Annotated in this window: 10 protein-coding genes; 9 read left to right on the top strand and 1 reads right to left on the bottom strand. The window is 75.0% G+C overall.

Features of this window, described 5'->3' with window-relative positions:
* The first annotated feature begins 66 nt into the window (after positions 1–66).
* The 6 genes from mihF to ACFVFR_RS01865 all read left to right on the top strand — a co-directional run bounded on the left by mihF (position 67) and on the right by ACFVFR_RS01865 (position 7,009).
* A complete protein-coding gene (mihF, locus tag ACFVFR_RS01890; protein WP_383697044.1) occupies positions 67–390 on the top strand; it encodes an integration host factor, actinobacterial type in 324 nt (107 codons plus the stop codon).
* 38 nt (positions 391–428) lie between these two features.
* Entirely contained in the window at positions 429–1,049 is a 621-nt protein-coding gene (gmk, locus tag ACFVFR_RS01885; RefSeq protein ID WP_383697041.1) for a guanylate kinase, read from the top strand.
* A gap of 219 nt (positions 1,050–1,268) precedes the next feature.
* Complete coding sequence (gene rpoZ, locus ACFVFR_RS01880; RefSeq protein ID WP_005319902.1) at positions 1,269–1,541, top strand: DNA-directed RNA polymerase subunit omega; 273 nt, start codon at positions 1,269–1,271, stop codon at positions 1,539–1,541.
* Positions 1,542–1,670: 129 nt separating this feature from the next.
* Complete coding sequence (coaBC, locus tag ACFVFR_RS01875; protein WP_383697039.1) at positions 1,671–3,017, top strand: bifunctional phosphopantothenoylcysteine decarboxylase/phosphopantothenate--cysteine ligase CoaBC; 1,347 nt, start codon at positions 1,671–1,673, stop codon at positions 3,015–3,017.
* Between the two features lie 351 nt (positions 3,018–3,368).
* Entirely contained in the window at positions 3,369–4,592 is a 1,224-nt protein-coding gene (gene metK, locus ACFVFR_RS01870; protein ID WP_383697037.1) for a methionine adenosyltransferase, read from the top strand.
* Positions 4,593–4,891: 299 nt separating this feature from the next.
* On the top strand, positions 4,892–7,009 hold the full coding sequence (locus tag ACFVFR_RS01865; protein WP_383697397.1) for a primosomal protein N': 2,118 nt from the start codon (positions 4,892–4,894) through the stop codon (positions 7,007–7,009).
* Positions 7,010–7,603: 594 nt separating this feature from the next.
* Here the strand turns inward: ACFVFR_RS01865 and ACFVFR_RS01860 are convergent.
* Entirely contained in the window at positions 7,604–8,128 is a 525-nt protein-coding gene (locus ACFVFR_RS01860) for a hypothetical protein (protein WP_383697035.1), read from the bottom strand.
* 251 nt (positions 8,129–8,379) lie between these two features.
* On the opposite strand from ACFVFR_RS01860, the gene fmt reads away from it, so the two are divergent.
* The 3 genes from fmt to rpe all read left to right on the top strand — a co-directional run bounded on the left by fmt (position 8,380) and on the right by rpe (position 12,177).
* On the top strand, positions 8,380–9,312 hold the full coding sequence (fmt, locus tag ACFVFR_RS01855; RefSeq protein ID WP_383697033.1) for a methionyl-tRNA formyltransferase: 933 nt from the start codon (positions 8,380–8,382) through the stop codon (positions 9,310–9,312).
* A gap of 404 nt (positions 9,313–9,716) precedes the next feature.
* Positions 9,717–11,132, top strand: a complete 1,416-nt coding sequence (locus ACFVFR_RS01850) for an RsmB/NOP family class I SAM-dependent RNA methyltransferase (protein ID WP_383697030.1) — start codon at positions 9,717–9,719, stop codon at positions 11,130–11,132.
* Between the two features lie 349 nt (positions 11,133–11,481).
* Positions 11,482–12,177, top strand: a complete 696-nt coding sequence (gene rpe, locus ACFVFR_RS01845) for a ribulose-phosphate 3-epimerase (RefSeq protein ID WP_383697028.1) — start codon at positions 11,482–11,484, stop codon at positions 12,175–12,177.
* The last annotated feature ends 45 nt before the right edge of the window (positions 12,178–12,222 follow it).

Below are 12,222 nucleotides of genomic sequence, written 5' to 3'. Positions count from 1 at the left end.
GTGAGGGGCGACTAGGTTCCTCACCGGTCCCGTATCCGACAGTTCGATATCCGAGGTGACGTAGGCGTGGCTCTTCCGCCCCTTACCCCTGAACAGCGCGCAGCCGCGCTCGAAAAGGCCGCCGCGGCTCGCCGGGAGCGCGCCGCGGTCAAGAACCGACTCAAGAACTCCGGCGCCTCGCTGCACGAGGTCATCAAGCAGGGCCAGGAGAACGACGTCATCGGCAAGATGAAGGTCTCCGCCCTCCTTGAGTCCCTCCCCGGCGTGGGCAAGGTCCGCGCCAAGCAGCTCATGGAGCGGCTCGGCATCTCCGAGAGCCGCCGGGTGCGTGGTCTTGGCTCCAACCAGATCGCCGCCCTGGAGCGCGAGTTCGGCGGCAGCGCCGCCTGACGTTTTCCGGTGCTCCCGGGAACCTGGATAATCGCCGCATGGCAGCACACCCACAGGGGGCGACCAGCCCCCTCGCTTCGCAGGCGGTATCCCCCGTACCTCCGGACGCACGTCCGCGGCTGACCGTGCTCTCCGGCCCCTCCGGGGTCGGCAAGAGCACGGTCGTCGCGCATCTGCGCAAGGCTCATCCCGAGGTATGGCTCTCGGTCTCCGCCACCACGCGCAAGCCGCGCCCCGGCGAGCGGCACGGCGTCCAGTACTTCTTCGTCGAGAACGAGGAGTTCGACAAGCTCGTCGCCAACGGCGAACTGCTGGAGTGGGCCGAGTTCGCGGGCAACCGCTACGGCACCCCGCGCCGCGCGGTCCTGGACCGCCTGGAGGCGGGGGAGCCGGTGCTGCTGGAGATCGACCTGCAGGGTGCCCGGCTGGTGCGCGAGTCGATGCCGGAGGCGCAGCTCGTCTTCCTGGCCCCGCCGAGCTGGGAGGAGCTGGTGCGCCGCCTGACCGGCCGGGGCACCGAGTCGCCGGAGGTCATCGAGCGCCGGCTGGCGGCGGCCCGGGTCGAACTGGCCGCCGAGGCGGAGTTCGACACCACCCTGGTCAACACCTCCGTCGAGGACGTCAGCGGCGAGCTGCTAGCCTTGATGCGCGTGGTCTGATCTTTTCTGATTTCTTCGACCCTCGTCAACGGCTGGTACGACCCGGTGCGACGCTCGCGTCCCCTCGTCGACGGCCAGCTGGTGACGACCAGCAGGACGCCGTGTTCGACGGACGTCGTGCGCCACAGATGCCGCTCAGACCCACGCCCGGTGACACCGTCACCGACGCGGTCGCCGAAGGCGTCCGCGACATCGCTGAACCCGATCGGAAGGCAGAGAGTGTCCTCTTCCATCACCGCGCCCGAGGGCATCATCAACCCGCCGATTGATGAGCTGCTTGAGGCCACCGACTCGAAGTACAGCCTGGTGATCTACGCCGCCAAGCGGGCTCGTCAGATCAACGCGTACTACTCCCAGCTCGGTGAGGGCCTCCTGGAGTACGTCGGCCCGCTCGTGGACACCCACGTCCACGAGAAGCCGCTGTCGATCGCGCTCCGCGAGATCAACGCGGGCCTGCTGACGTCCGAGGCCATCGAGGGCCCGGCGCAGTAGTCGCCGCGGGCGGACAGGTTTTTCCCACCACGGGCCCGGCAGCGGGCGCCTCCGGCACGGGCCGGGGGAGCGGCTGTCGGGCCCGTGGTGTGTCATGGGCCCATGCGAGAGCGCGGGGAGAGACGAGCGATGGACGAGCCCACCAACGAGCCGGCGACCACAGCGGCGGCGGACACCGACCCGGCCACGGAGCCCGCGCCGGGCGCGCCGCGCGGGAGCCGGGCCGTGGCGGCCGGGGAGCCGGCCGCGACCCACAAGCCCTCCGTGGTGCTGGGCGTCAGCGGCGGCGTCGCCGCCTACAAGGCGTGTGAGCTGCTGCGCCGGCTGACCGAGTCGGGTCACGACGTACGGGTGGTGCCCACCGCGTCCGCCCTGCACTTCGTCGGCGAGGCGACCTGGGCGGCGCTGTCCGGCCACCCGGTGGCCACCGAGGTCTGGTCGGACGTGCACGAGGTTCCGCACGTCCGCATCGGACAGGGGGCCGACCTGGTCGTGGTCGCCCCGGCCACCGCCGACACACTCGCCAAGGCCGCGCACGGCCTCGCCGGCGACCTGCTGACCAACACCCTGCTCACGGCCCGCTGTCCGGTGGTCTTCGCGCCCGCCATGCACACCGAGATGTGGGAGCACCCGGCGACCCAGGAGAACGTGGCGACGCTGCGCCGCCGGGGCGCGCTGGTCATCGAGCCCGCCGTGGGCCGGTTGACCGGCGTGGACACCGGCAAGGGGCGGCTGCCGGATCCGGGCGAGATCTTCGAGGTCTGCCGCCGGGTGCTGGCCGCCGGGCCGGGCGCCGGCGCCCGCGACGACCTGGCGGGCCGGCACGTGGTGGTGAGCGCCGGCGGCACCCGGGAGCCGCTGGACCCGGTGCGCTTCCTGGGCAACCGTTCCTCGGGCAAGCAGGGGTACGCGCTCGCGCGCGCGGCCGTGGCCCGTGGGGCCAGGGTGACCCTGGTCTCCGCGAACTCCACGCTGCCCGACCCGGCCGGCGTGGACGTGGTGCGCGTGGGGACGGCCGTGCGGTTGCGCGAGGCCATGGTGGCGGCGGCGCCGGAGGCGGACGTGGTGGTCATGGCGGCGGCCGTGGCCGACTTCCGGCCGGCGGTCTACGCGACCGGCAAGATCAAGAAGCGGGACGGACAGGAGCCCGAGCCCATCGCCCTGGTGCGCAATCCGGACATCCTCGCCGAGCTGTCGGCCGAGCGCGCCCGCCCCGGCCAGGTCGTCGTCGGCTTCGCCGCCGAGACCGACGACGTCGTGGCCAACGGCCGGGCCAAGCTCGCCCGCAAGGGCTGTGACCTGCTGGTCGTCAACGAGGTCGGGGAGCACAAGACGTTCGGCTCGGAGGAGAACGAGGCCGTCGTGCTCGGTGCCGACGGCAGCGAGACGCCGGTTCCGTACGGGCCCAAGGAGGCGCTCGCCGAGACCGTGTGGGACCTGGTGACCCGCGCCCTGTCGTCGGCTCCGGGCGCCTGACCGCCGCCCGTCGGGCCCGGGGTGCGGGTGGCCCGGTCGTGGCCGGCCCGACGCGTCGGTTCCAGCCCCGCGCCCCCACCTCGCACAGCGGTGGGGGCGCCGGTCGCGACCGGTAGGGATGGTGTGAAGACGGCGTAAATTCGGCGCAAAACAATCCCCCAGTCCGGCGCCGAATACCCCATGTCGCCCCACGCAAGTGTGTGTGACAAGTCACCCTGCGCCCGTGTTGCGAGACACGCGGCCCAATCGGCGAGAACGACCGATAAACTGACCTCGGATTCGCGTCGGGCGCAGCTCCCGTGCGTCTCCGCCCATGCTCAGCCAGCAGCCGCTGCAACCCCAGGGAGCGATGTGTCCCGCCGCCTGTTCACCTCGGAATCTGTCACCGAGGGCCACCCTGACAAGATCGCTGACCAGATCAGCGACACCATCCTCGACGCCCTCCTCAAGGAAGACCCGCACTCCCGGGTCGCCGTCGAGACCCTGATCACCACCGGACTGGTGCACGTGGCCGGTGAGGTGACCACGAAGGCGTACGCGCCGATCGCCTCGCTCGTGCGCAACAAGATCCTTGAGATCGGGTACGACTCGTCCAAGAAGGGCTTCGACGGAGCCTCCTGTGGCGTCTCCGTCTCCATCGGCGCGCAGTCGCCCGACATCGCCCAGGGTGTCGACACCGCGTACGAGGCCCGCGTCGAGGGCTCCTCCACCGGGGACAAGGACGACGACCTCGACAAGCAGGGTGCGGGCGACCAGGGGCTGATGTTCGGCTACGCCTGTGACGAGACCCCCGAGCTGATGCCGCTGCCGATCCACCTGGCGCACCGGCTCTCGCGTCGCCTCTCCGACGTGCGCAAGAACGGGACCATTCCCTACCTGCGCCCGGACGGCAAGACCCAGGTCACCATCGAGTACGACGGCGAGAAGGCCGTCCGCCTGGACACCGTGGTCGTCTCCTCCCAGCACGCGTCCGACATCGACCTGGACTCGCTGCTCGCCCCCGACATCCGCGAGTTCGTCGTGGAGCCGGAGCTCAAGGCCCTGGTGGACGACGGCATCAAGCTGGAGACCGAGGGCTACCGTCTGCTGGTCAACCCGACCGGGCGCTTCGAGATCGGCGGCCCGATGGGCGACGCCGGCCTCACCGGCCGCAAGATCATCATCGACACCTACGGCGGCATGGCCCGCCACGGTGGCGGCGCCTTCTCCGGCAAGGACCCGTCCAAGGTGGACCGCTCGGCCGCGTACGCCATGCGCTGGGTCGCCAAGAACGTGGTCGCCGCCGGCCTCGCCTCGCGCTGCGAGGTGCAGGTGGCGTACGCGATCGGCAAGGCCGAGCCGGTCGGTCTCTTCGTCGAGACCTTCGGCACCGCCACGGTCGACGCCGAGCGCATCGAGCAGGCCATCACCCAGGTCTTCGACCTGCGCCCGGCCGCCATCATCCGCGACCTGGACCTGCTGCGCCCGATCTACGCCCAGACCGCCGCGTACGGCCACTTCGGCCGCGCGCTGCCGGACTTCACCTGGGAGCGCACGGACCGCGTGGACGCGCTGCGTCAGGCCGCCGGCCTGTAACCACCGACACCCGCTTCGGCGCGGCCCCGGACCCGACGGGTCCGGGGCCGCGTGCGTGCGGGCCCGGACCGCGCCGGCCGGTGGCCTCGGAGCCCGGCGTGGTCACGGCGCGAGCGCCCCGCCCCCTGTCGGTGCCGTCTGCTAAGACTGATGCTGTGAGCAGCGAGAACGGTCAGCCGGAGGACCAACCGCAGCGCGTGGGGCGCGCCGGCGGGGCGGCTGGTGACGCCTCGCGCGCGCGGGACACACGCGCTGCGGGGCAGGGGGCGCCGGGAGACGGGGCCGGTGAGCAGCTCGCGCTGATCCGCGAGACCGTGCGCAAGACCAAGCCGCCCAAGGCCAAGCCGCGCACCTGGCGCGGTGCCCCGCTGGCCGGGGAGCGGCCCGTGGCGCGGGTGCTCGTCGACAAGGGACCGGTGCACCTGGACAAGCTCTGGGACTACGCGGTCCCGGCCGACCTGGACGCCGTGGCGCAGCCCGGAGTGCGGGTGCGGGTGCGGTTCGGCGCCGGCACCGGCCAGGTGCGCGGCGGGCGTCGGGAGGGCGGCGGACTCCTGGACGGCTACATCCTGGAGCGCGTGGCCGAGTCCGACTACCAGGGCCCGCTCGCCGCCATCGCCCAGGTCCTCTCGCCCGAGCTGGCCCTGGGCCCCGGGCTGCTCACGGTGTGCCGCATGGTCGCCGACCGGTACGCGGGCTCCCTCGCCGACGTGCTCCAGCTCGCCGTGCCCCAGCGGCACGCCCGGGTGGAGGCCCAGCCCTCGCCCGCGCCGCTGCCGCCGCCCGCGCCGCCCGAGCCCGGAAGCTGGACGCGCTATCCGCACGGGCCGAGCTTCCTGCACGCCCTGGCCAGGGGAGACGCCCCGCGCGCGGTGTGGACCGCGCTGCCCGGGCCGAACTGGCCGTCCGAGCTGGCCACGGCCATGGCCGCCACGCTCGCCGCCGGCCGGGGCGCGCTCGCCGTCATGCCTGACGGTCGCAGCGCCGCCCGCGTGGACGCCGCGCTCGCCGCGCTGCTCGGCGCCGGCCGGCACGTGCTGCTCACCGCCGACAGCGGCCCCGAGGAGCGCTACCGCCGCTGGTTGGCGATCAACCGTGGCGCGCTGCGGGCCGTGGTCGGCACCCGCGCCGCGATGTTCGCCCCCGTGCACCGGCTGGGCCTCGTCGCGATCTGGGAGGACGGCGACAGCAACCACAGCGAGCGGCACGCGCCGCAACCGCACGCGCGCGAGGTGCTGCTGCTGCGCAGCGCCCACGAGCGCACGGCGTTCCTGCTGGGCAGCGTCAGCCGTACCGTCGAGGCGGCCCAGCTCGTGGAGACCCGGTGGGCGCTGCCGCTGGCCGCCGAGCGCGAGGTGGCCCGGAGCGCCGCCCCGCTCATCCGCACGGTGGGCGACGAGCAGTTGGGCCGGGACGGCGCGGCCCGCGCGGCCCGGCTGCCCAGCCTCGCCTGGCAGACCGCGCGCGAGGGGCTGCGCCACGGCCCGGTCCTGGTGCAGGTCCCCCGACGCGGCTACGTACCCCGACTGGCCTGCGAGAACTGCCGTACGCCGGCACGCTGCGGGCGCTGCCAGGGACCGCTCCAGGCGCCGGCGGCCGGTGTCGCGCTGTGCTGCGGCTGGTGCGGGGTCGAGGTGCCCGACTGGCACTGCGCCGAGTGCGGCGGGCGGCGCCCGCGCGCCCAGATCGTCGGCGCCCAGCGCACGGCCGAGGAGCTCGGCCGGGCCTTTCCCGATGTGCCGGTGCTGGCCTCCGGCCGCGACCACATACGCGAGAGCGTGCCCGACCGCCCCGCGCTGGTCGTCGCCACTCCGGGCGCCGAGCCCGTCCCCGAGGGCCCGGGGTACGCGGCGGCCCTGCTGCTCGACGGGTGGGCCCTGCTCTCCCGCCCCGACCTGCGGGCGAGCGAGGAGGCGCTCCGGCGCTGGCTGACGGCGGCGACCCTGGTGCGCGGGCAGGAGGCGGGGGGAGTGGTGACCGTCATGGCCGAGCCGACGCTGCGCCCCGTGCAGGCCCTGGTGCGCTGGGACCCGGCCGGGCACGCGGCCCGGGAGCTGGCCGAGCGCGCTGAACTGGGCTTTCCGCCGGTCTCCCGGATGGCGGCGGTGTCCGGCCCACCGGCGGCGGTCGCCGATCTGCTGCGGCTGGTCACGCTGCCTGAGACGGCCGAGGTCCTGGGCCCGGTGCCGGCCACGGACCCGCGCCCGGGCCCGGCCCGCGCGAGCGACACTCCGCGCCCGGCCCCCCGGCTCGGGGAGCCCGTGGAGTCCGGCGCGTGGGAGCGGGCCCTGGTCCGGGTGCGCCCGGGGCAGGGCGCCGCGCTGGCGCACGCCCTCAAGGCGGCGCAGGCCCAGCGGCTGACGCGCCGGCAGGGTGAGCCGGTCTGGGTGCGAGTGGACCCGCCCGACATCGGGTGACCCACCCACGGCGTGCTCTGCCCGCCCGGTGCCGCGCCCTGGCTGGCGGGCGACGCCCGCCGGTCGGCGGGGCCGCGCGGGGTTCGGGGTGGGGACCCGGAGCGAGGCGGCGGGCGGTCCGATGCCGAGGCCGCGTGGTGGGGCGGGCCCGGCCGTGCGCGCGCACGGGGGCGGGGTCGCTGCCGAGGGGCGCGAGCGTGCGGGCGTACGCGGTGCGACGGCGGGGGCGGCGTGCCGCTGAGGTGGCGAGCGGCCGAGGAGCGAGACGGCTCGGAGCGTAGCCGAGGCGACCAGGCCGAGGCCCGGGAGCCCGGAGCGTGGAGTGCCGTGATGGCGCGGCGGGTGGGAGCGGCTCCAGGTCGTGAGCCCCGGGGGAGGAGCGAGTGGGGGACGCTTGGCGGTTGGGTTCGTGGCCTGTGTCGGCGGGGCGGGGGCGTACGTGGTGGGCCGGGCGAGTGGGGTCGGGCGAGGGCGCGGCGCGTGTCGGTGGGCCGGGCGGTGTCCGCGCCCCGGCGCGGGCGGGGCCCGCACCGCGCTGGCCCGGCGGGTGGTGGGCCGCCGGGCCAGTGAGGGAGGAAGCGCGGGTGCTGTCGGTCAGCCGTTGCGGGGTCCGGGCAGCGCACCCGACCGGGCGTCCTCACGCAGCACCGGGGCCGGGGCCGGAGCGGCGGCGGGGAGCGAGGGCACCGAGCGGGCGGCGGGAACGATCGGCGTCGCGTCCGAGGGGCGCTCGACCGTGCGCAACGCCTCGCCGCCGTCGGCGGTCGTCGTGGAGCGGCGGCTGCCGTAGCGTCGGTGCACCGCCTGCTTGGTGACGCCGAGCGCCGAACCCACCGCGTCCCACGAGAAGCCCAGCGAGCGGTCGAAGTCCACCGCGGCCGTCACCAGCGTCTCGATGCTGTCCCGCAGCTCCTGCGCCAGCCGTACCGTGGGGGCTGGTGCCCGCCCGTAGACGACGAAGCCCGCGGACGGGCTGGTGCGTCGCGGGCGGTAGACGTTGCCGAGCTGGGCGGTGAGGGTACGCAGTGCGTCCACCTGCCGCCGGACCCGCTCGATGTCCCGGACCAGCAGATGCAGGCTGGCCCGAGCCTGGGCGTCGTGGGTTGCGTGGTCGGCCATGAACAAGCCTCTCGAACCGGCGTTGAAGTCGCTAGGGAAAAGGATCGGGCCGCTGGAGCGGCCCGATTCGGTCAATCTGACTTGACCAACGCGACAGCCGCCCTCGTGGTCACGGTCCGGGGCGCGCGAGCCCGGTCGCGTACGCCCCCTGATCGGGTCGGGTCGAACGGGGCCGGGCGCCCGGCCCTTCGACGCGCGGCGGCCTAGACTGGGGCGCCGTTCCGCAGCGTGTGAGAGGTAGTCCGCCAGACATGAGGCTCGTCTTCGCCGGTACCCCCGAGGTCGCCGTACCCGCCCTGGACGCTTTGCTCGCGTCAGACCGGCACGAGGTCGTGGCCGTGGTCACCCGGCCCGACGCGCCGGCCGGGCGCGGTCGACGCCTGGTCGCGAGCCCGGTGGCGCAGCGCGCCGAGGAGGCCGGTGTCGAGGTGCTCAAGCCGGCCAGGCCACGGGACGAGGAGTTCCTGGCCAGGCTGCGGGAGATCGCTCCCGACTGCTGTCCGGTGGTGGCCTACGGGGCGCTGCTGCCCCAGGTCGCCCTGGACATCCCGGCCCGGGGCTGGGTCAACCTGCACTTCTCGCTGCTGCCCGCCTGGCGGGGCGCGGCTCCGGTGCAGCACGCCGTGCTCGCCGGGGACGAGATGACCGGCGCGTCCACCTTCCTGATCGAACGGGGCCTGGACTCCGGCCCGGTGTACGGGGTGTTGACCGAGGTGGTCCGCCCCACCGACACCAGCGGCGACCTGCTCACCCGGCTCGCGTTCGCCGGCTCCGGGCTGCTCGCGGCGACGATGGACGGCATCGAGGACGGCACCCTGCACCCGGTGCCGCAGCCCGCCGAAGGCGTCTCGCTCGCGCCGAAGATCGAGGTGGAGGACGCGCGGCTCGACTGGGCGGCGCCCGCGCTGCGCGTGGACCGGGTGGTGCGCGGCTGCGCCCCGGCCCCCGGCGCCTGGACGCTCTTTCGCGGGGAGCGGCTGAAGGTGATGTCCGTACGCCTGGACACCGAGCGCACCGACCTCGCGCCGGGCGAACTGGCCGCGACGAAGAACGCCGTGTTCGCCGGCACCGGCAGTCACGCCGTGGAACTGCTGTGGGTGCAGCCGCAGGGCAAGAAGCCGATGGCCGGCGCGGACTGGGCGCGCGGGGTGCGCATCGCGGCGGGGGAGCGGTTCGAGGCGTAGCGACGCGGGGCGTGGCCCACTCCCCGGGCCCGTACGCGCGGCCCGACCCGGCGGTGGGCGAGGGCTGGAGCCGGACGGCGGCGAGGGAGCGCGGCGTACGGGCCGAACCCGGCGGGGAGCTCGGGCGACCCGTCGCCGCGGCCGGGACCACCCCGAGGTGGCGCGGGTGGCCAACGGGCCGGGGGGCGTGGCCTGTTCGCGCCCCCGACCCGCTCCGGTGCGCGGGCGGGCGCCGCTCGCGTGGGGCGGCCACGCCCTGCCGCGGGTTACCCGTTCGCAGGGCTGGCGCGCCGTCGTGGCAGGTCCGGTGGGGGTGGGACGGAGGGGTGGGGCGCGCAGCGCGCGTGCGCCGTCGTGGGACGTACGCTGGGAGGGTTCGTCTTCCCAGCTCCGGAGCACCTTTCGTGAACGATCGCCGCCGTCCCGCCAAGCCCTACCGCCGACCGAAGAAGGACCCCGTGCGGGTGCTGGCCTTCGAGGCGCTGCGGGCCGTCGATGAGCGTGACGCCTACGCCAACCTCGTGCTGCCCCCGCTGCTGCGCAAGGCCAGAGAAGGGGGCGCCTTCGACGCGCGGGACGCCGCCCTGGCGACCGAGCTGGTCTACGGCACGCTGCGCTGGCAGGGCACCTACGACGAGATCATCGCCGAGTGCGTGGACCGTCCGCTGCGCGAGGTGGACCCGCCGGTGCTCGACGTGCTCAGCCTGGGGGCACACCAGCTCCTGGGTACCCGTATCCCCACGCACGCGGCGGTCAGTGCCACCGTGGAGCTGGCGCGTGTCGTGCTGGGGGACGGGCGGGCCAAGTTCGTCAACGCCGTACTCCGGAAGATCGCCGCGGACGATCTGGACGGCTGGCTGCGCCGCGTCGCCCCGCCCTACGACGACGACCCCGAGGCGCACCTGGGGGTCATGCACGCCCACCCGCGCTGGGTGGTCTCCGCGCTGTGGGACGCGCTGGGCGGCGGCCGGGCCGGTATCGAGGACCTGCTCGCGGCCGACAACGAGCGCCCCGAGGTCACGTTGGTCGCCCGCCCCGGGCGGGCCAGCGCGGAGGAGCTGCTGGCCTCGGCGGGCGCGGACCGCGCTCTGCTCGGCCGCTGGTCGCCGTACGCGGTGCGGCTGGTCGAAGGCGGCGAGCCCGGCGCGCTGGACGCGGTCCGCGAGGGCCGGGCCGGCGTACAGGACGAGGGCAGCCAACTGGTGGCCACCGCGCTGGCGAACGCGCCCGTCGAGGGCGCGGACGCGCGCTGGCTCGACGGCTGCGCGGGCCCCGGCGGCAAGGCCGCGCTGCTGGCCGCGCTCGCCGCCGAGCGCGGCGCGGCCGTGCTGGCGGCGGAGAAGCAGCCGCACCGGGCCAGGTTGGTGGCCCGCGCGCTGGCCGGCAACCCGGGCCCGTACCAGGTCGTCACCGCCGACGGCACGCGCCCGGTGTGGCGGCCCGGCTCCTTCGACCGGGTCCTGGTGGACGTGCCGTGCACCGGCCTGGGCGCCCTGCGTCGCCGACCCGAGGCACGCTGGCGGCGCAAGCCGGCCGACCTGGAGGGCTTCGCCCCGCTCCAGCGCGGGCTGCTGCGGGAGGCGCTGGCGGCGGCGCGGGTGGGCGGCGTGGTCGCGTACGTGACGTGCTCGCCGCACCTGGCCGAGACCCGCGCCGTGGTGGACGACGTTCTCAAAGCCACCCCCGGTGCCCAGTGGATCGACGCCCGCCCTCTGCTGCCCGACGTCCCCGCCCTGGGCGAGGGTCCCGACGTGCAGCTCTGGCCCCACCTGCACGGCACGGACGCGATGTACCTGGCGCTGCTGCGGCGCACGGCGTGAGCGCCGCCGCCGCGCGGCTGAACCCGACGCGGCGCGGCGGCCCGTGGCGTGCGGCGGGCGGGCCGGACCCCCGCCGCTCGACCGGGGCGGGGTCCGGGGTCGGCCGGGGGCGGCGTTCGGCGATGTGATCGAGCGCGGCGGCGGTATCCGGGCCGGTGCGAACCCGGCCCGACCTGTGGACGGCGACGCTACGGCGTCGAGTCCCACGGCTGCCTCCCGCTCGTCGCGGCCGCACGGCACGCCTGTCCCCGGCGACCGGGGCGGCCCTGGCCATTCCCGAGCGGGCGGCGGGGCCCGCCCGGTGGTCCCGGGTCCGCCGGTGGGCGGGGGGCGTGGCAGGCTTGGCGGCATGGCCGTTCAGATCAGTCCCAGCATCCTCTCCTCCGACTTCTCCCGGCTGGCGGAGGAGGCCCGCGCCGTCTCGGGGCCCGACGGCGCCGACTGGCTGCACGTCGATGTCATGGACAACCACTTCGTGCCGAACCTGACGCTCGGCGTGCCCGTCGTCGAGTCGCTCGGCAAGGCGTCGGGCGTCCCGCTCGACTGTCACCTGATGATCGAGGACCCGGACCGCTGGGCCCCGCAGTACGTGGAGGCCGGGGCCTCGTCGGTGACCTTCCACGTGGAGGCGGCGCGCGCGCCGGTGCGGCTGGCGCGGGAGATCCGGGCCAAGGGCGCGCGCGCCGCCATGGCGCTCAGGCCCGCGACGCCCATCGAGCCGTACGAGGACCTGCTGCCCGAACTCGACATGCTGCTGGTCATGACGGTCGAGCCCGGCTTCGGCGGCCAGGCGTTCCTCGACATCATGCTGCCGAAGATCCGCCGTACCCGGGAGCTGATCGCACGGCACGGGCTCCAGATGTGGCTGCAAGTGGACGGCGGGGTTTCGTCTTCGACCATTGAACGCTGTGCTGAGGCGGGCGCGGACGTGTTCGTCGCCGGCTCCGCCGTGTACGGCGCGAACGATCCGGCCGACGCGGTGCGCCGACTGCGCGCCCAGGCCCAGCAGGCGACCACCACCGCCGGCTGGGCATGCGGACACTGAGCCACGGCTTGGTGAACGCCAAGGTAAAGGGCGAACCAAGGACCG

Origin of the sequence: Streptomyces sp. NPDC057702 (genome assembly GCF_042799315.1) — a bacterium.
Classification (GTDB): Bacteria; Actinomycetota; Actinomycetes; order Streptomycetales; family Streptomycetaceae; genus Streptomyces.
This window is presented reverse-complemented; position numbering and strand designations above follow the sequence as displayed.

Excerpts from the sequence above, each read along its gene's own strand:
- gmk (WP_383697041.1), top strand. The coding sequence starts at position 429 with ATGGCAGCACACCCACAGGGGGCGACCAGCCCCCTCGCTTCGCAGGCG.
- coaBC (WP_383697039.1), top strand. The coding sequence starts at position 1,671 with ATGGACGAGCCCACCAACGAGCCGGCGACCACAGCGGCGGCGGACACC.
- ACFVFR_RS01860 (WP_383697035.1), bottom strand. The coding sequence starts at position 8,128 with ATGGCCGACCACGCAACCCACGACGCCCAGGCTCGGGCCAGCCTGCAT.
- fmt (WP_383697033.1), top strand. The coding sequence starts at position 8,380 with ATGAGGCTCGTCTTCGCCGGTACCCCCGAGGTCGCCGTACCCGCCCTG.
- rpe (WP_383697028.1), top strand. The coding sequence starts at position 11,482 with ATGGCCGTTCAGATCAGTCCCAGCATCCTCTCCTCCGACTTCTCCCGG.